We start from the raw sequence: 17,782 nt of genomic DNA on the forward strand, positions 1-17,782 counted from the left end.
TTGTCTGATGTCTATGACGTGCACCCGGCCGTCAACGGCCGAGAGGCGCTGCGTTACCTGAACGGGGGCGGGCGCGCCGACCTGATCCTGCTGGACGTGATGATGCCCGAGATCGACGGCTACGAGGTGTGCCGCCGCCTCAAGTCGTCCGAATCCACGCGCACCATTCCGGTTCTCTTCCTCACCGGGCTTGACCGCCCGGAGGACGAGGAGCGGGGGCTGGAGCTGGGCGCCGAAGACTTCATCCACAAGCCGATTTCGCCGCCGGTCGTGCGGGCACGGGTGCGCACCCACCTGGCCCTGTCCCGGGCCACTCGGGCGCTCGAGCGGCGCAACGCCGACCTCGAACTGCTGGTGGCCGAACGTACCGCCGAAATCAGCGCCCAGGCCCGCCGCCTGGTCAGCAGCAAGCAGGAGGTGATCGCCGCCCAGGCGGCTACCATCACCGCCTTCTGTGCCCTCGCCGAAGCCCGCGACAACGAGACCGGCAATCACATCCGCCGCACCCAGCACTATGTGCGCATTCTTGCCGAGGCCCTGCAGGATCACCCCCGCTTCCGCGACCAGCTCGACGACGAGGTGATTCAGCTGCTCTTCAAATCGGCGCCGCTCCACGATGTGGGCAAGGTGGCCACGCCGGACGCGATCCTCCTCAAGCCGGGCAAGCTCACGCCCGACGAGTGGGTCTTGATGAAGCAGCATTGCGAATACGGGCGTAACGCTATCCTGCAGGCCGAAAGCGCGCTCGGCGGCGTCACCGACGCATCCTTCCTGCAGTACGCCGCCGAGATCGCCTATGGCCACCATGAGCGTTGGGACGGCAGCGGCTATCCCCAGGGCTTCGCCGGCGACGCCATCCCGCTCTCGGCGCGCCTGATGGCGATTGCCGACGTCTACGATGCGCTGATCTCCCGCCGGGTTTACAAGCAGCCGATTCCCCACGAAGAGGCGATCCAGATGATGCTGGTCGAGCGTGGGCGGCATTTCGACCCGGACATCGTGGATGCCCTCGAGTCGGTTGCGGCCAAGTTTGCCGAGATCGCCCAGAACTTCCGGGACGAACCCGAAGGCGAGTAAGCCCGTTTTCCGCCCCGCAGCGTCCGGGCGGCCTCTCAAGGAAACTCAGGGCTGCCCCGCGTTTCCACGGGGGACGGGCTCGGAGCCCGGCCCTGGCGGGCGCTCAGAGGCGGGTTTGGTGGCCTTGCCGCCGGGGGTGGGCGTATTCCAGTTGACGGCTGAGCCGGGCCAGCAGCGCGCAGCCAACCCAGTACGTTGCCGCCAGAAATATCCACGCCTCCAGGTAGAACGGGCGCCACTGCGGGTCGCCGGCGAGGGCGAGGCCGAGCGAGCCGGTGAGCTCATAAAGGCTCACGATGGTGACCAGGGAGGTGTCCTTGAACAAGGCAATCGCACTGTTGGCCAGCGAAGGTGCGACGGCCCCCAGCACCTGGGGCAGCACCACATGCCGCTGGGCCTGCCAGGGCGTGAAGCCGAGGGCGGCGGCGGCGTCCAGCTGGCCGGGCGGAATCGCCTGCAGCCCGCCCCGGATGATTTCCGACAGATAGGCGGCGGCGAACAGCACAATGGCGATCAGCACCCGCCACAGCATGTCGAGCGCCATGCCGTCCGGAAAGAACAGCGGCAGCAGAAACGACGCCACGAAGAGCGCCGCAACCAGCGGGATGCCCCGGGCCAGCTCGACGTAGCCGGTGAGGATGCCCCGCAGCACCGGCAGCTGCGAGCGCCGCCCATTGGCCACGGCGACCCCGAGGGGCAACGCACCCGCCATGCCCGCCGTGGTCAGGAGCAGCGTGAGGGGCAGGCCGCCCCACAGTTCGGTGGGTACGCTATCGAGGCCGGCAAATCCGCCGCCGAGCAGCGCCAGCGCGGCCAGCGGAGCCAGGGCCAGCAAGCCCGCCAGCTTGCCGCCGGAGAGCCGGGCAAAGGCCGCCACGAGCCAGCTGCCGGCAATCAGCCCGGCGGCCAGTAGCGGGCGCCAAAGCGCCTCGGCCGGGTAGCGGCCGAGCAGGATGAAGCGGGCCTTTTCGGCCACCACCCCCCAGCACGCTCCCTGGCCCTGGGCGGCCTCGCAGGCGGCTGGGTCGGGCTGGAAGACGGCGTTCACCAGTCCCCAGCGGATGAGCGGTGGCAGGCACACCAGGGCGACGGCGAGCACGCCGAGGCTAAGCATGGCATTGAGCGGGTCGCCGAACAGCTGCCGCAGGCGGGAGCTGATCATCGTGGGGTGCCCCGCAGGCTGCGGGCCTCGAGGCGGTGGCTGAGCGCAGCCGCGGCAAGCGACAGCAGCAGATACACGGCGATCACGATCGACAGGCACTCGATGGCGCGGCCGGTCTGGTTGAGGCTGGTACCGGCCACCGAGACGAGATCCGGGTAGCCGATGGCGACCGCCAGCGAGGCGTTCTTGAACAGGTTGAGGAGCTGGCTCGTGACGGGCGGCAGCGCGGCACGCCAGGCCTGGGGCAGCAGCACTAGCAGGAAGGCCTGACGCGGCGTCATGCCCATCGCCAGCGCGGCGAGGCGCTGGCCCGGGGGCAGCGCCTCAACGGCGGCGCGCAGGGTTTCGGCGATGTAGGCCGCGCTGTAGAGCACCAGGCCGAGCAGCATCGCCAGGTATTCCGGGGTCAGGCGGGCCCCGCCCTCGATGCCGAAACCGGCAATCTCTGGGGGCTCGAAGCCCTGTTCACCCCACCACGGCAGGGCCAGCCCGGACTTGCTGAGATAAACGCCAGGGCCGAGCCGCAGCGCCGCGTCGGCCGCCGGCAGCAGGTCGGTGAGGATGAAATACCAGGCCAGCAACTGCAGCAACAGCGGCACATTGCGGAATACGTCGATGGCGGCGCTCGCCAGCCCGCGCACGAGCGGGTTGTCGCCCATCCGGGCGAAGCCGGTGAGGACGCCGACCGCGAGGGCCAGCAGCACGCCGGGCACCGCCACCCGCAGGGTGTTCGCCAGCCCGGCGGCGAAAGCGCGCAGCGTAGTGTCCTCGGGCTCGAAGGCGAGCAGGCTCTCACCCAGCGCAAAGCCGGCCGGCTCGAGCAAGAAGTCGAAGCCGCTGCGGATGCCGCGCTGGGCGAGGTGCTCGGCGGTCGTCACGGCCAGCAGCGCGGCCAGCCCGAGGAAGGCCGCCAGGATCAGCGCCTGGGCCAGCCTTGCGGTGTTGCGGGGCGTCATCGCTCAGCGCAGCGGCTGGGCGTACAGGATGCCGCCCTTGTTCCACAGGGCGTTGAGGCCGCGGGGCAGCTTGAGGGGCGAATCGGCCCCCACGTTGCGGTTGAAGATCTCGCCGTAGTTGCCCACCGCCTTGACGGCCCGGGCGGCCCACTCGCGGTCGAGGCCGAGGCTCTTGCCCAGGTCTTCGCCGACCCCCAGGAAGCGCTGGATGGCTGGGTCGGGCGAAGCCTTGAGGCCGTCGACGCGGGCCTGGGTGATGCCCAGCTCCTCGGCCTCGATCAGGGCATTCACCGTCCATTTGACGATCGCGAACCATTCGTCGTCACCGCGCCGCACGGCCGGCGCCAGAGGCTCCTTCGAGATGATCTCGGGCAGCACCGTGTAGTCGTCGGCGTTGGGGGCTTCCTTGGCGCGGATGAAAGCCAGCGCCGAGGCGTCGGTGGTGTAGGCCTGGCAGCGCCCGCTGAAGAAGGCCTTGATGGAAGGCTCGAACTTGTCGAAGACCACCGGCTTCACCTTGATGCCCTGGGCGCGGAAGTAGTCGGACATGTTCTTTTCGGTGGTGGTGCCCGACTGCACGCAGATCTCGGCGTTCTTCAGCTGTTTGGCGCTGCTCACCTTCGACTTTTTGGCGACCATGAAGCCCTGGCCATCGTAGTAGGTGACCCCGGCAAAGTGCAGCCCGAGGGCGGCGTCGCGGGTGAGGCTCCAGGTGGTGTTGCGGGACAGGATGTCCACCTCGCCCGACTGGAGGGCTGTGAAGCGCTGCTGGGCGCTGAGGGGCACCCAGCGCACCTTGTTGGCGTCGCCGAGCACGGCAGCGGCGATGGCGCGGCAGACGTCCACATCAAGCCCACGCCAGTGCCCCTGGCTGTCGGCGGCGGCGAAGCCGATCACGCCGGTGCTCACGCCGCAGGCCAGCTGGCCCCGGGACTTGATGCCGTCCAGCGTCTTGCCGGCGTGGGCCGGGGGCGCGAGGCAGGCGAGGGCGGCGATGGCCACGGCGCCCAGGCGGGCGCGGGCAGTCGGGGAAGGAACGAGTCGGTACATGATGGGCAGCAGGAAACACCAATGAGGGCTGTAGCTTAGCGGGCTTCGGCCCCTTGGTGCAAAGCAGCAGGGCGAGCGGGCTTCAGCGCGGGAAGTACATCTTTTGCTTTTCCAGCTTGTAGGTCCAGGGCAGGCCGGCGTTCTTCCAGCCGTTCACGATGCGCTGGCCGGCCTGGGGGCCGTCCTTGGCCGCGTCGCCTTCGAAGCCGTCGGTGATGCTGTACACCTGCGTGTAGCCGGCGTTGGCCAGCAGGTCGGCGGCGCGGGCGCTGCGGTCGCCGGAGCGGCAGATCAGGATCACCCGGTCGGCCTTGGTGAGGCCCTTGGCCTTCAGGCGGCTCTCGGCTTCGGGCAGGAAGTCGCTGTTGGCCATCAGCTGGTACATGTGGCGCCGCTCGTCCCAGTCGGTCATCAGCTCCTGGTGTTCCACGTAGGGCACCAGGCCGTCGGCCATGGTGGGCATGCCCACGTACATCGCCTCGGCCCGGGTGCGCACGTCGAGGAAGAGGGTGTGCGCGGCGTCCTTGCGCATGATCTCGTAGGCATCCTGGGGCGTGAGGTAGAGCTGGAGCTTCGAGCGCTTGATCTCGGGCACGCTGGCCGGGTCAACGTCTCCGGCCAAACCCTGTGCCGGTAGACCCAGCGCGAAGAGCGCGAGCATGGCGCCGGCGGCAAAATGTTTCATACTTCCTCCGTAAGACTCGTTCGGTTCAACCTTCAGAGAGGCTGATGATGAAAATGAAAACCCTGCTGCCCCTCGCCGTCGGCCTGCTGGCTGGCGCGGCCTGGGCGAGCGACCCGGCGCTCGGCGAAAAGATGGTCACCGAGAAGAACTGCTCCGCCTGCCACCAGCGCCTGGTGGGCGGCGATGGCTCGAAGATCTACCTGCGCGATTCGCGCCGGGTCAAGACGCTGCCGCAGCTCGGCGCCCAGGTGAGCTTCTGCAGCAGCCAGCTCAAGACCGGCTGGTTTCCCGAGGACGAGGAACACGTCGTGGCCTGGCTCAACCACCGCTACTACAAATTCTGACCGATCCGCCGGCTGGCCCGGCCTCAATCCCGGCGCGCCCTGGGGATCGCCTCGAGGGCCTGCATGACGCGCTTCTCCAGGTAGCCGCCGTAAAAGCCCACGCTGTCGCCGCCCAGCAGGGGCTCGGCGCGGGGCTGGCCGCCAGCGTCGAGAAACAGCACGGTGGGCGCAAACTTTACCTTCAGGCGCCGGGCCACGTCGGCGTGGCTGGCTTTCTGGCCGTCGAAATCGACGAGCTGTTTTGTGCTGCCGATGCCCACCTCGCGGATGCGCACCCGCTCGCCAAAGCGCGGGTCGTCGGGCAGGGCGGGCAGGTAGGCCTGGCGCACCGCGACACAATAGGGGCAGTCGGGCAGGCTGAACAGCACCACGTAGAGCAGGTCGGGCCGGCCGCCGGCTTCGTGGAGGCTGCTTTGCAGCGCTGCCGGCGGGCCCGCCGCCGCGGTGTGGGTGGCGAGCAGCAGCGCGGCAGTCAGCGCAACAATCCGGGCGCTCAGGCGGGCGAACATGGTGTTCAGCTTACTTGGCGAGGGACTCACGCTCCAGTGTGAGATAGGTGCCGTAGGCGTTGATGCGGTTGGCGGCCTCGAAGGCCGGCACCTTGCTGAAGCGGCGCCAGTCGGTGCGGGCGTAGGCTTCCTCGAAGGGCGTCATCTCGTCGACGGCCTTGCCCATCTGCTCGCGCAGGTACAGCAGGTAGTCGCGGGTGAGTGTGAGGTCGGCGCCGGCGTTGGTGGAGTGGGCGCCGTGGCCGGTGACCAGGATCTTCGGCTTGAGCCCGGCCAGCACGTCGATGGCGGCCAGCCAGCGTTTGCTGTCGGCGCTGCCCACGAAGGGGATGCGGCCGGCAAACAGGATGTCGCCGCAGAACACCACGCCGTCTTCGTCGACGCTCACCAGCAGGTCTTCGGACGAATGGGCGGGGCCGAGGAAGCTGACCCGGAAGTGCAGGCCGCCGGCCTCGAAGCGGGTGTCGCCGTCCAGCCAGCGGTCGGCCTCGATGAGGCGGGTGTGCTCGTCCACCCACGGGAAGAGGTCTGTGCGGCGCTGGGCGAGGCGGGCGGCGGCTTCGCCGCTGGTGAAGTATTCGCGGCCGGCCCGGTGGGCCCACACCTCGGCGCCGGCGGCCTTGAAGGCGGCCAGGCCGTAGAAGTGGTCGGCGTGGTAGTGGGTGAGAATCACCCGGCGGATCGGCTTGTCGCTCACCTGGCGGATCGCCACCACCAGTGCCTCGCCGAGGGGCGGCGTGCCGAGGGCGTCGATGACGATCACGCTGTCGCGGGTCACCACGAAGCCGGCATTCGAGTTGAAGCCCTGGTTGGCCGCCGAGGCCATGCCGCTGTCGCCCTGCACGTACCAGACGTGGTCGGAGACGCGGACGGGTTTGAGGTTCTGCTCCCCGGCCCGGGCCGTCGGCAACAGGGTTGCGAGGATGGCGAGGGTGGCGATGACCCGCAGCCAGGGAACAAATAAGAACTTGCCGCGGGTCATCGTAAGTCTCCTCAGACCATGCCGGGGTTGCCTGCCATGCCCTTCAGGGTGGGCAGGTTTAGGGCCCGCGGGCGGATCACCTTCTGGGCCTTGAGGTAGCGGGCGACAAGGTCCCACACCGGCTCGCCGCCGGCCTTGCTGGCCTCTTCGGACACCGGCGCCCAGCCGGCCACCTTGTAAGTCTTGCCGGCGTCCAGCGGTTTGCCGGCGAGGCGCATGTCGGTGATGCGGGCGCCCATCCGGGCGTTGGGATCGCACACGTACTGCAGGCCGCCCACCCGCACCATGTCGCCGCCCTGCTGGTAATACGGGTCGGGGTTGAAGAGGTTGTCGCAGACGTCCTCGAGCACGGTCTTGATCTGCTCGCCGGTCATCATCGATACCGTGGTCCACGGGTAGGTGATTGCGGTCTGGTCGAGCAGGTGTTCCATGCGGATCGTGTCGCCCGGCAGGAGCGACGTGCCCCAGCGGAAGCCCGGAGAGAAGGCGATCTCGGCGTTCTTCTCGGCCAGCAGCGCGTCGAGGAGCAGCTGGTCCCAGGCGCCGTTGAAGTTGCCGCGGCGATACAGCAGGCCCTCGGTGACGGCGAGCTTCTCGTTCAGCTTGTCCTCGAAGGGGTCGCGCATTTTTTTGATCAGCGCGTCCATCGCCGGGTCGGCGGGGATCAGGTTGGCGAAGACCGGCAGCAGCTTGTAGCGGAAGTCCACCACCTTGCCGCCCTTCACGTCCAGGTCGAGTACGCCGAGGTACTTGCCGTTGGAGCCGGCGTTGGTGACGAGCGTCTGGCCGCCGGCGTTCTTGACCACCACCGGCGCCGGCACGCCGTCGTGGGTGTGGCCGCCGAGGATGGCGTCCACGCCGCGCACGCGGCTGGCCATTTTCAGGTCCACGTCCATGCCGTTGTGGGACAGCACCACCACCACCTGGGCGCCGGCGGCGCGGGCTTCGTCGACGACTTTTTGCAGGTTGTCGTCCTGGATGCCGTAGCTCCAGTTGGGCACCTGCCAGCGCGGGTTGGCGATGGGCGTGTAGGGGAAGGCCTGGCCGACGATGGCCACCGGCACGCCGTTGATGTTGCGGATCACGTAGGGCTTGAACACCGGGTCGCCGAAGTCGGCGGTCTTGATGTTCTGGGCAACGATGTCGACGCTGCCCTTGAAGTCGTTCTCCTCGATCTCCTTGACCCGCGCCTCGCCGTAGGTGGCTTCCCAGTGCAGGGTCATCACGTCCACGCCCAGCAGCTTGCAGGCATCGACCATGTCCTGGGCCTTGGTCCACAGGCTGAGGCCGGAGCCCTGCCAGGTGTCGCCGCCATCCAGCAGCAGCGCGCCCGGCCGGCTGGCCTTGAGCTGCTTGACCAGCGTGGCCAGGTGGGCGAAGCCGCCGACCTTGCCGTAGGTCTTGGCGGCCTTCACGAAGTCGAGGTAGGTGAAGGCGTGGGCCTCGGGCGTGCCCGGGCGGATGCCGAAGTGGCGCAGCAGCTTCTCGCCCACCAGGTGCGGCACCTGGCCGGCCATGCTGCCGATGCCGAGGTTCACGTCCGGCTCGCGGAAGTGGATCGGCAGCAGCTGGGCGTGGCAGTCGGTCATGTGCAGCAGGCTGACCTGGCCGAAGCGCGGCAGCTCGTACATGCGCCCGGCGGCCCTGGCGGCCTCGGACGGGTTGCTGTGCAGCGACAGGCCGCCGGCCGCGGCGACGGCCAGCACCTGGAGGAAATCCCGGCGGTTCATGGACATGCGGAGCTCTCCGTTCAGTCTTTGTTCACGGGCGATTCGGGATCGACCAGGAAGGCGACGATGTGGGTGATCTGCTCCGGCGTCAGCCAGCTGTGCAGCCCGAAGCGGGGCATGTTGGTGCACGCGGTGAAGGCGTTGGAGTTGTAGATCTTGTCGTAGGTGTATTTGACGATCTCGTCACTGGTGCCGCGCAGCTTGCCGAAATGGTGCAGGCTGGGGCCGATGGTGCCGTAGGCGACCTCTTTTTTGGCCAGCTGATGGCAGGCGTAGCAGTTGCCGCCGCGCAGGCGGCCCGGCGGATCGGGCTGGATGAAGCCGATGTGGCCGCCGGTGCCGACGGCGGCGAGCTTCTCGCCTTCCTTCCAGTCGCCGATCAGCTTGCCTTCGACCGGATAGCGGATGGTGGCCATCTGGGCCTTCTCGATCTGCGCGCGCAGCTTGGCCGGCGGGTTGTCGCGGTACTGGCTGCACAGGCGCATGGCCTCGTCTTGGTCGAGGCGGGTCATCCAGTATTTGGGGTTGTCGGCGCGGAAGGAGCTGCGGAAGACCTGTTCGGCCTGGGCGGTGATGTCGTTGTTCGGGGCGTTCTTCTGGGCCTGAGCGAAGCCGGGGAGCAGGGCGAGGCCTGCGGCGGCCAGGGCGATGCGGGCGATGGTTCTGGTCATGGCGCTCGTCCTTTGGTCAGCGTTTGATGCCGGGGGTCTGCATCACCGTGCCGCTGGCGGTCTTCTGGAGGAAGACCTCGAGGGCGATGACGGAGTCGGACAGGTACTTGGGTTCGGGCCAGCGGGCCTGGCGCATGCAGTCGATCAGGCGGCGCTGCATCGTCCATACGGCGCCCTGGGAGACGCGGTACGACGGCCAGTTGCCCATCGCGGTGCCGGCGCCGGCCTGGGTGGTGAGGTTGCCGAGCTCCTGCAGGCGGATGCGCTTGCCCTCCTGGCCGTGGCAGATGGCGCAGGAGAAATCCTGCGGGCCGCTGCGGCGGTAGAAGATCTGCTCGCCGATCTTGGCCATGCGGGCTTCCTCGGGGTGGCGGGCCGGCACGTTGATCTTCTCGCCGTTCGACTTGGCGCCGATGTAGGTGACCAGGGCCTCGATGTCGGAATCACGGCCGGGCTTCGAGAACCAGTTTTTGGTGACGTCTTCTTCCTTGAAGCCCTGCAAGGTAACCATGCAGTGCACCACCCGCGATTCGGCGTCCATCACCTTTTTGGTGTCGGCGAAGTAGCGCGGCAGCTGGGCGTAGGCGCCTTCGAGCTTGCCGGGGCCGAGGCCCATGTCGCATTGCTCCAGGCTGGCGTTTTTCGGGCCGCGGGCTTTCTTCCAGAGATCCTCGCCCTTGGCTTCGAGCAGCTCGGCCGGGTTGCCGTCGGCCAGCATCTCGCGGTATTTGGCGATATCGTCCATCGTCGAGCCCTGGGCCAGCGCGGCGCCGGCCAGCCCGACCGTGGCGGCGGCCAGCGCCGCATGCACGATGCTATGCATGTATGTCTCCTCCTTTGTGGGGTGCTGCTGCCGTCTTCGCGGCGGTCTTGGGGGCAGCGGATTGCACGGGCGAGGGCAGGGCGCCCCCGCCGCGGGCGTCAGGCGATCTGGACTTCGTCGGTCCGCTTGTCGCCCTTGTTGTCCATCCAGGTCACCGCCAGCTTGTCGCCCTTGGCGCCGCCCTTGAACTTGAAGGCCAGGTAGGGGTTCTTCGACACCGCGGTGCCGAACTGCGCCGCCAGCACCTGTTTGCCGTTGTGCTCGGCGCTCACCTCGGTGATGAAGTGGGCCGGGATCAGGGCGCCGGCGGTGTCCTTGCGCTGGCCGGTCTCCATCTCGTGGCTCATCAGGATCTTCACTTCGGTGATGCCTTCTTTCGCGCTGGCGCGAATCTTCATCGGATCTGCCATTTTCTTTTCTCTCCTTGTTCGATTCGCGCGGGCTCAGCCGCCACAGCCGCCGAGGGTGACCTTGATTTCCTTCTTGGTCATCAGGAACTGGCCGCCAACCTTGACCAGCGCATAGACGTCGGAGGTCTGGCCCATCTTGACCCGGGTCTGCACCGCGGCCTCGGTGCCGGCGGGCAGCATGAAGCTGGCGGCCAGCGGGTTGGGGTTCTTCTCGATGAGGATCGCGATGGCCTCGACGCCGGCCAGCGCCGACACCACGCCCACCGGCACCACGGCGCCGTTTTCAGCGATGTCGGGGGCGGTGATCTGCACATCGGCCGAGTTGGCCGGCGCACTGGCGCCGAGGGCCTTGAGGGTCTCCTCGATGGTCTTGGCGTCGAAGGCCGACTTGTTCCATTCGGCGCGGGCCTGGCCCGGGGTGATCAGGCCGGCGGCGGCCAGGAGGCCGAAGAGGCCGAGGCCTCCGCCAGCCTTGAGTGCTTCACGGCGTTGCAGGTTCATGTGTCTCTCTCCTTGGGTGATCGGGTTACTGCGCCTTGGCGCCAGAAAGGATCCACTTGACGAGGCGGCGGGCGTCCTCGTCCTTCAGCTGGGTTTGCGCGGGCATCGGGATGGCGCCCCACACGCCCTGGCCGCCGGCCTTGAGCTTGGCGACGAGCTTCGATTCGGCGTCGGCCTGGCCCTTGTACTTGGCGGCGACCTCGTTGTAGCCGGGGCCGACGATCTTGTTGGCCGTGCCGTGGCAGGCCATGCAGCCGTTATCGGCGGCGAGCTTGGTGGCCGCGGCGTTTTCGCTCAGCGGTGCGGCGGCAGCCGGGGCCGCTGCCTTGCCGCTGGTGTCCTTGCCACGCACCGGGCCGACAGGCCGGTTCTGCTCGGCGATGTTGCCGTGGGCGGCCTCGGCATACACCGGCAGGAGCGAGGCGATCTTCACCTCGGTCTTGCAGTGGCTCATGCAGGCGGTGTTCTTGACGTCGGGCTTGCCGCCGTTGCCGATGCCGTCCCTGGCAGCCGAGGCGCCCGGCCACATGCCGTGGTCGGTGTTCATGCCGTTGCGGTTGGGCATGCGGGCCTGGGCCTCGGCGATGTTCTTGTCGCTGAGGGTGAAGTCGGCGGGCACCACCTCGGCCTGGTTGAGCAGGTAGGCCACCAGCCCGTACACCTCGTCGTTGCTGAGCGACTTCGGCGCGGTGAGCGGCATCGCCCGGTTGATGTAGTCGAACAGTGTGGACACCGTGGCCACCTTCATGATCGCGGTGCGCTGGGGTGCGTCGCCCTTGGCCAGCGAGGCGACGCGGCCGGTTTTGATGTCGTCCTTCGTGGTGCCGCCGATCAGCGGGGTGTGCACCTCGTTGGACTCGCCGAAGCTGCCGTGGCAGGAGGCGCACTTGGCCTCCCAGACTTCCTCGCCCTGGGCGACGCTGCCGCGGCCTGGGCGCAGGCCCTTGAAGTCGGGGCGCACGTCGATGTCCCAGGCGTGGATCTCGGCCGGTGTGGCCGCGCGGCCGACGCCGCTGTACTTGCCGTCGGCCAGCGCACCGGTGACGCCGCCCGCCAGCCCGATCGCCAGGGCGGCCGCCAGAGTGGCTTTAGAGAACCTGGACATTGCTCACCTCCCCGCTTTCGACGACCTTCCAAGACTGGATGGCGTTGTTGTGATAGATCGACTTGGTGCCGCGCACCGCGCGCAGCTGGCCGTAGGCGGGCTGCACGTAGCCGGTCTCGTCCACCGCGCGGGACTGCAGGACCGCCGGCTTGCCGTCCCACGCCCAGTCGATGTTGAAGCGGGTCAGGCACTTGGAGAGCACCGGGCCTTCGATGCGGGCGGGGCGCCAGTTGACGCCGCCGTCGGTGGATACATCCACCCGCTTGATCTTGCCGCGCCCGGACCAGGCCAGGCCGGAGATGTTGTAGAAGCCCTTGTCGAGGAGCAGCTGCCCGCCCGACGGGGTGGTGATCACCGACTTGCACTCCTGGGTGGAGGTGTACTGGCGGTGGCGGCCGTCGGGCATCAGGTCGATGTAGTGGATCGCCTCGTCCTTGGTGGCCCAGGGCTGGTCGCCCACCTCGATGCGGCGCAGCCACTTGACCCAGCTCACGCCCTGCACGCCGGGCACCACCAGGCGCAGCGGGTAGCCGTTTTCGGGGCGCAGCATCTCGCCGTTCTGGCCGTAGGCCACCAGCACCTCGTCGGACTGCACGAGTTCGATGGGGATCGTGCGGGTCATCGACGAGCCATCGGCGCCCTCGGCCAGCACGTATTTGGCCTTTTTCCAGTCGACGCCGCAGTCTTCCAGCAACAGGCGCAGGGGTACGCCGGTGAACTCGGAGCACGACAGCATGCCGTGGCTGTACTGCACGGTGGGCACCGCCACGTTGCCCCACTCCATGCCGGTGTTGGCGCCGCATTCGATGAAGTGCATCCGCGACACCGGCGGCAGGCGCAGGATGTCGTCCATGGTGTAAACCTTGGGCTGCTTCACGAAGCCTTCGTCGGTGCCATGCACCATCAGGCGGTGGCGCGACGGGTCGATGTCGCTCCAGCCCTGGTGGTGGCGCTCGAAGTGCAGGCCCGACGGGGTGATGATGCCGAACAGGCCCTGCAGCGGCGTGAACGCCACCGAAACCTGGGGCATCCGCGTGAGGCCCGGCGACTCGCGGCGCTGCAGGCCCTTTTCGTATTGTGACGGCAGGCCGTAGGGGTGGGCGGCGACGGCCTGGCCCAGGCTGGTCGTCCAGGGCGGCAGGGTGAGGATATTGGGGTCGCCTTCGGCGGCGCGGGCAAGGCCCGGTGCCGCCACCGCAGCGGAGGCGGTGATGAGTGCCTTGCGCAGGAAATCACGCCGGCCTTCCTTGACGGCAGCGATATCCGCCTCGCTCAGGAAGTTTTCGGGCGCAGGACGAATCCGCCCCCGGTGGGTCGGGTGCTCAGCCATCTGGGTTGTCTCCCTCGTTCCAGGTGTCGATATCGGCGGGGTTTTCGCTGCGTCTGTGCGCTTAGCCTGAAAGCTTTGTCGGCCCCCTTGATTTGAAGCAATTTATAACCATAGACTTATATAGTCAATTACTAATATTGGTGCAGTGCACGAAATGGGTAGTTGACACAGGTTATGACATAAAATTGCGTTCTTGATGCTTCGACCGGCTTGTCCAGGTAATCTTTGCCGGAAAACAATAAAAAAGAAGCCCCAGTTTGGTCACCGCCACGGCGGAACTCAGGAGGAGTAGGAATGAAAGTCTCGCAATGGATGGCCGGCATCTGCCTGCTCGGCACCCTCGGTGTGGCCCAGGCGGAAGCCCGGCCCGACCCCGATCTGGCCCGCAACCTGGCGGCCACCTGCGCCAACTGTCACGGCACCAATGGGCGGGCGGTGCAGAGTGCCGGCAACGAGGAGCTGGCCGGTGTCCCCAAGGACAAACTCATGCAGAAGCTCAGGGATTTCCGCTCCGGCGCCAAGCCCGCGACGATCATGCACCAGATCTCGAAGGGCTATACCGAAGCACAACTCGAACTCGTCGCGGCGTACTTCGCCGCTCAAAAGTGAGCGGAGACAACACCATGCTGAATCGACGCGATTTTCTCAAGACGGCCGGCCTGGCCGCCGGCACGCTGGCGCTGCCCAGCCTCACGGGCTGCGCCATGGGCTCGCGGCCCCGCGGCCACGTGGTGGTGGTGGGTGGCGGCTACGGCGGCGCCACGGTGGCCAAGTACCTGCGCATGTGGAGCGACCTGGGTGTGGATGTGACCCTCGTCGAGCGCAACCCGCAGTTCATCTCGTGCCCCATCTCCAACCTGGTGATTGGTGGCGACAAGACGATGGCCGACATCACCATGGGCTACGACGGCCTGCGCAACACCTGGGGCGTGAAGCTGCTGCAGGACACCGTGGTCGGCCTCGACGCCGGCGCCCGCAAGCTCACCCTGGCCTCGGGCGGCGTGCTGGGTTATGACCGGCTGGTGCTGTCGCCGGGCATCGAGTTCATGTTCGACCAGACCCCCGGCCTCGAGACCGACGACGCGCGCCACAGCGTGCTCCACGCCTGGAAGGCCGGCGAGCAGACGGTGGCGCTGCGCAAGCAGCTCGAGGACATGCCGGACGGCGGCGTGTATGCGCTGGCCATCCCCAAGGCGCCCTACCGCTGCCCGCCGGGGCCCTACGAGCGGGCCTGCCTGGTGGCCAACTACTTCAAGAAGGCCAAGCCGAAGTCCAAGGTGCTGGTGCTCGACGCCAACGAGGAGATCACCTCCAAGAAGGCGCTGTTCACCAAGGCCTTCGAGAAGTACGCCGGCATCCTCGAATACCGCCCCAACAGCGAGCTGCGCGAGGTCGACGCCGCCAACCGCACGGCGATCCTCGAGTTCGACAAGGTCAAGGCCGACGTGCTCAACGTGGTGCCGCCCCAGCGCGCCGGCGACATCGCTGCAAAATCGGGCCTCAAGCTCATCAACAACCGCTGGGTGGACATCGACTGGCTCACCTACGAGTCGGTGAACACCCCGGGCGTGCATGTGCTCGGCGACGCGATCTTCCCGGCGCCGACCATGCCCAAGTCGGGCCACATGGCCAACCAGCACGCCAAGGTGGCGGCGGCGGCCATCCTGCGCCTGCTGGCCGGCGAGGCGCCCAACCTGACGCCGGTGGTGATGAACACCTGCTACAGCTTCGTCGACTCGAAGAACGTCATCCACGTGGCCTCGGTGCACCAGTACGACGCAGCCAAGAAGGTCGTGCTGCCGGTGCCGGGGGCGGGCGGCGTGTCGATGGCGGCCAACGAGCTCGAAGCCAAGTTCGCCCTGGCCTGGGCGAAGAACATCTGGGCCGACATGCTGGTCTGATCCGGCAGCTTCTTGCAGCGCTTTGCCGCCAGCACACCGGGCCACCCGCGGGTGGCCCGATTATTTTGGGCGCTTCAGCCCAGCGTCGCCACGAAATCGCGGACGAGTTCGATCACTTCCGCCTCCTTCTCCCGGTGGGGGACGTGGCGGGTGTCGGCCATGATCTCGAGCCGGGCGCCGCCGCCGACGGCCTCGGCGATCTGCCGCGGATGCTTGGGCGAGCCGTACTCGTCGTCGATGCCGTGGATCACCAGGGCGGGGCACTGCACGCGGGGCAGGGCAGGGGCGAGGGACCACCCGGCGAAATCCGGGTGCAGCCACGAGCCGATCCAGGCGTCGAGCACCCAGCGCGTCCTGTCTCCGTGGTATCGCTTCAGGCGTTCGAACTGGCCCGCGTCCTTGAAGAGCTCCCGGGCCTCCTCGATGCCCTGCACCGTCCGGTCTTCAACGAAGGTCTGGGCGGATTCGGTGATCAGCGCCACGCAGGCGTCGCCGCAGTGGGCTGCGCAATTTACCGCCATGCCGCCGCCGACGCTGTGGCCGAACACCACGAAGCGCCCGATGCCCAGCTGTTGCCGGACGGCCGCAAAGTCGTGCTCGGCCTCGCTGGCCACGAAGCCCAGCGCCAGCTTGCCCGGGTGCGCGTCCGACTTGCCGAAGCCGAGGCGATCATAGGCCACCACCTGCCTGCCGGTGGCCGCGCACAGCGCCGCCGGAAACCCCCGCCACAGCTCGACGCTGCCGAGGGAATCGTGCAGCAGGATGATCGGCGCCCGGCCTGTGGCCGCCGCGGGCGACCAGACACGGGCAAAGAGACGGCCGCCGTGGCCGTCGACCCAGGCGTCTTGAACCGCTGGATGTTGGTTTTGTGTGTTCATGCGTGCAGGGGGGGCTTCCCGGATGGAGCGGGCTGCCCGCGGGGCGAATGATGTCGGCCCACATTCGACCGTGCGTTGACGTTCACGTCAATACCCCGCTGCGCCCGGGCGGCCGCCTCACGCCTCCAGCAGTGCGTCGGTGAGCTGCGCTTCGGCGATGATCCAGTCGATCAGCGCCTGTGTTTCGGCGGATGGCGCCGGGTCGCGCTGGAGCAGGCAGAACAGCTTGTTCGAGCTGGGGCCGGGCCGAGGCGTCGCCAGCCGCACCAGCCGGCCGTCGCTCAGCATCGGGCGGATGAACTGGCTCCGCCCGAGGGCGATGCCCTGGCCAGCGATGGCGGCGTGGATCATCTGGTCGAACAGGTTGAAGCGGATCACGCCCTTCGGCTTGACGCCGGCCCAGCCCTGCATCTCCAGCCAGGCGTCCCAGCGCCACCAGGGCGATGTGTCGCCCTCGAACTCGAGCAGCACCGAGCGCGCGATGATCTCCGGCGCATCGAGCCGGGCGATGCCGAGGCTGGGGTGGGCCACCGGGAAGACCGTCTCGCCGAACAGCCGCCGGGCACCGGCCGGCATGGCGTCGGCAGCGCAATAGCGGATCGCCATGTCGAGCCCCTCCTGGCGCAGGTCGACGATGTTGTTGTTGGCCGACAGGCGCACCTCGACCTCGGGGTGCTGCTGCTGGAAGCTCGGCAGGCGGGGCAGCAGCCACAGGCCGACGAACGAGATGCTGGCCGTCAGCGTGACGGGGCGGGGGCCGGCCCGGCTGGCCTGGAGCGCGCCGAGGGTGTCCTGCAGCTGCTGCATCGCGCTGTCAGCCACCAAAAACAGCCGCTCGCCTTCGGGGGTGAAGTGGATCGCGCGGTGGGCCCGCTCGAACAGCTTGATCCCCAGGGCCGACTCCAGCCCGTGGATCTGCCGGCTCACCGCCGACTGGGTGAGGAACAGATCCTGCGCGGCGAGGGTGATGCTCATGCGCCGCCCCACGGCGACAAAGCCACGCAGGAGCTCGATCGAGGGAATCCTGGCAAGCGGAACTGACATTCTTTGTGCTCATGTGAAGCGCCCGAAAACTCGCTTGAACGGCGCCGATCCATGAATTCTAATGCAGTCACCCACCCCACCCCGGAGACATCGAGCATGGCCCCCATTGCCGACCCCCATTTCGTCGAGCGCGTCCGTGCCAGCTTTGCGCGGCAGCACGCGATGCACCTCATCCAGGCCACCTTGCCCGTGGTCGAGCAGGGCCGTACCGAGATCCACCTGCCCCACTGGCAGGGCGTCGAGCAGCAGCACGGCTTCGTGCATGGCGGCGTGGTCGGCATGATCGCCGACTCGGCGGCCGGCTACGCCGCGATGACCACGGTACCGGCCAACGCCTCGGTGCTCACCGTCGAGTTCAAGATGAACCTGATGGCCCCGGCTGATGGCGAGAAGCTCATCGCCCGCGGCGAGGTGGTGCGCGCCGGCCGCACCCTGATCGTCACCCAGGCCCAGGTCTTCGCCGTCAAGGACGGCAAGGAAACCCTGTGCGCGCTGATGCAGCAGACCATCATGGTGATGCACGGCAAGGGCGAGAAGTAAAAGGCCGCGATCGACCGCTAAAGCTGGCTGGCACCCAACGGGCCCGCGAGGCGCTGGTGGCCCGTTGCCCGTGGATGCGTCACG

20 protein-coding genes are annotated in these 17,782 nt (G+C 67.9%); 5 read left to right on the forward strand and 15 right to left on the reverse strand.

Annotation, left to right across the window (positions count from 1 at the left end; translation table 11 throughout):
* Window positions 1–1,077: HD-GYP domain-containing protein (locus ZRA01_RS07010; RefSeq protein ID WP_141350680.1), on the forward strand; the 1,077-nt coding region annotated here is incomplete at its 5' end.
* 103 nt (window positions 1,078–1,180) lie between these two features.
* On the opposite strand, the gene ZRA01_RS07015 is transcribed toward ZRA01_RS07010, so the two are convergent.
* The 4 genes from ZRA01_RS07015 to ZRA01_RS07030 all read right to left on the reverse strand — a co-directional run bounded on the left by ZRA01_RS07015 (window position 1,181) and on the right by ZRA01_RS07030 (window position 4,930).
* Window positions 1,181–2,239, reverse strand: a complete 1,059-nt coding sequence (locus ZRA01_RS07015; protein WP_141350682.1) for an amino acid ABC transporter permease — start codon at window positions 2,237–2,239, stop codon at window positions 1,181–1,183.
* Window positions 2,236–3,195 carry an ABC transporter permease subunit gene (locus tag ZRA01_RS07020; protein WP_141350684.1) on the reverse strand — a complete coding sequence of 320 codons (960 nt, stop codon included), beginning with the start codon at window positions 3,193–3,195 and terminating at the stop codon, window positions 2,236–2,238. The genes ZRA01_RS07015 and ZRA01_RS07020 overlap by 4 nt, the downstream gene beginning before the upstream one ends.
* Before the next feature lie 3 nt (window positions 3,196–3,198).
* Window positions 3,199–4,245 carry an amino acid ABC transporter substrate-binding protein gene (locus tag ZRA01_RS07025; protein WP_141350686.1) on the reverse strand — a complete coding sequence of 349 codons (1,047 nt, stop codon included), beginning with the start codon at window positions 4,243–4,245 and terminating at the stop codon, window positions 3,199–3,201.
* Between the two features lie 82 nt (window positions 4,246–4,327).
* Window positions 4,328–4,930, reverse strand: coding sequence for a rhodanese-like domain-containing protein (locus ZRA01_RS07030; protein ID WP_218028669.1), 603 nt, complete (start codon window positions 4,928–4,930; stop codon window positions 4,328–4,330).
* Between the two features lie 44 nt (window positions 4,931–4,974).
* Between ZRA01_RS07030 and ZRA01_RS07035 the strand changes: the two genes are divergently transcribed.
* A complete protein-coding gene (locus tag ZRA01_RS07035; protein WP_218028670.1) occupies window positions 4,975–5,274 on the forward strand; it encodes a cytochrome c in 300 nt (99 codons plus the stop codon).
* A gap of 23 nt (window positions 5,275–5,297) precedes the next feature.
* Here the strand turns inward: ZRA01_RS07035 and ZRA01_RS07040 are convergent, their stop codons facing one another.
* The 9 genes from ZRA01_RS07040 to soxC all read right to left on the reverse strand — a co-directional run bounded on the left by ZRA01_RS07040 (window position 5,298) and on the right by soxC (window position 13,335).
* The gene (locus ZRA01_RS07040) at window positions 5,298–5,783 is read right to left on the reverse strand and encodes a thioredoxin fold domain-containing protein (protein ID WP_141350688.1); all 486 of its coding nucleotides are present in this window, start codon (window positions 5,781–5,783) and stop codon (window positions 5,298–5,300) included.
* A 10-nt stretch (window positions 5,784–5,793) separates the two neighbouring features.
* Entirely contained in the window at window positions 5,794–6,765 is a 972-nt protein-coding gene (locus ZRA01_RS07045; RefSeq protein WP_141350690.1) for an MBL fold metallo-hydrolase, read from the reverse strand.
* Window positions 6,766–6,776: 11 nt separating this feature from the next.
* Window positions 6,777–8,501 (reverse strand): thiosulfohydrolase SoxB, encoded by a 1,725-nt coding sequence (gene soxB / locus ZRA01_RS07050; protein ID WP_141350692.1) that lies wholly within the window; start codon window positions 8,499–8,501, stop codon window positions 6,777–6,779.
* A 14-nt stretch (window positions 8,502–8,515) separates the two neighbouring features.
* The gene (gene soxX / locus ZRA01_RS07055) at window positions 8,516–9,166 is read right to left on the reverse strand and encodes a sulfur oxidation c-type cytochrome SoxX (RefSeq protein ID WP_141350694.1); all 651 of its coding nucleotides are present in this window, start codon (window positions 9,164–9,166) and stop codon (window positions 8,516–8,518) included.
* Window positions 9,167–9,182: 16 nt separating this feature from the next.
* Window positions 9,183–9,989: a sulfur oxidation c-type cytochrome SoxA gene (soxA, locus tag ZRA01_RS07060; RefSeq protein WP_141350696.1), complete on the reverse strand. Its 807-nt coding sequence runs from the start codon at window positions 9,987–9,989 to the stop codon at window positions 9,183–9,185.
* 98 nt (window positions 9,990–10,087) lie between these two features.
* Entirely contained in the window at window positions 10,088–10,399 is a 312-nt protein-coding gene (gene soxZ / locus ZRA01_RS07065; protein ID WP_141350698.1) for a thiosulfate oxidation carrier complex protein SoxZ, read from the reverse strand.
* A gap of 33 nt (window positions 10,400–10,432) precedes the next feature.
* Window positions 10,433–10,900: a thiosulfate oxidation carrier protein SoxY gene (gene soxY / locus ZRA01_RS07070; RefSeq protein WP_141350700.1), complete on the reverse strand. Its 468-nt coding sequence runs from the start codon at window positions 10,898–10,900 to the stop codon at window positions 10,433–10,435.
* Between the two features lie 25 nt (window positions 10,901–10,925).
* Window positions 10,926–12,005: a c-type cytochrome gene (locus ZRA01_RS07075; protein WP_141350702.1), complete on the reverse strand. Its 1,080-nt coding sequence runs from the start codon at window positions 12,003–12,005 to the stop codon at window positions 10,926–10,928.
* On the reverse strand, window positions 11,989–13,335 hold the full coding sequence (gene soxC, locus ZRA01_RS07080; protein WP_141350704.1) for a sulfite dehydrogenase: 1,347 nt from the start codon (window positions 13,333–13,335) through the stop codon (window positions 11,989–11,991). Before soxC ends, ZRA01_RS07075 begins: the two co-directional genes overlap by 17 nt.
* A 294-nt stretch (window positions 13,336–13,629) precedes the next feature.
* Here soxC and ZRA01_RS07085 point away from each other — a divergent pair, with 294 nt between their 5' ends.
* Together ZRA01_RS07085 and ZRA01_RS07090 are read left to right on the forward strand one after the other, a co-directional pair.
* Window positions 13,630–13,944 (forward strand): c-type cytochrome, encoded by a 315-nt coding sequence (locus tag ZRA01_RS07085; protein ID WP_141350706.1) that lies wholly within the window; start codon window positions 13,630–13,632, stop codon window positions 13,942–13,944.
* 14 nt (window positions 13,945–13,958) lie between these two features.
* Entirely contained in the window at window positions 13,959–15,236 is a 1,278-nt protein-coding gene (locus tag ZRA01_RS07090) for an FCSD flavin-binding domain-containing protein (RefSeq protein ID WP_141350708.1), read from the forward strand.
* Between the two features lie 74 nt (window positions 15,237–15,310).
* On the opposite strand, the gene ZRA01_RS07095 is transcribed toward ZRA01_RS07090, so the two are convergent.
* The gene (locus tag ZRA01_RS07095; RefSeq protein WP_141350710.1) at window positions 15,311–16,114 is read right to left on the reverse strand and encodes an alpha/beta fold hydrolase; all 804 of its coding nucleotides are present in this window, start codon (window positions 16,112–16,114) and stop codon (window positions 15,311–15,313) included.
* 117 nt (window positions 16,115–16,231) lie between these two features.
* Window positions 16,232–17,158, reverse strand: a complete 927-nt coding sequence (locus ZRA01_RS07100) for a LysR substrate-binding domain-containing protein (protein WP_141350712.1) — start codon at window positions 17,156–17,158, stop codon at window positions 16,232–16,234.
* A 96-nt stretch (window positions 17,159–17,254) separates the two neighbouring features.
* Between ZRA01_RS07100 and ZRA01_RS07105 the strand changes: the two genes are divergently transcribed.
* Window positions 17,255–17,698 carry a PaaI family thioesterase gene (locus ZRA01_RS07105; protein WP_141350714.1) on the forward strand — a complete coding sequence of 148 codons (444 nt, stop codon included), beginning with the start codon at window positions 17,255–17,257 and terminating at the stop codon, window positions 17,696–17,698.
* Window positions 17,699–17,782 lie beyond the last annotated feature (84 nt).

Origin of the sequence: Zoogloea ramigera, assembly GCF_006539865.1 — a bacterium.
Lineage (GTDB): Bacteria > Pseudomonadota > Gammaproteobacteria > Burkholderiales > Rhodocyclaceae > Zoogloea > Zoogloea ramigera.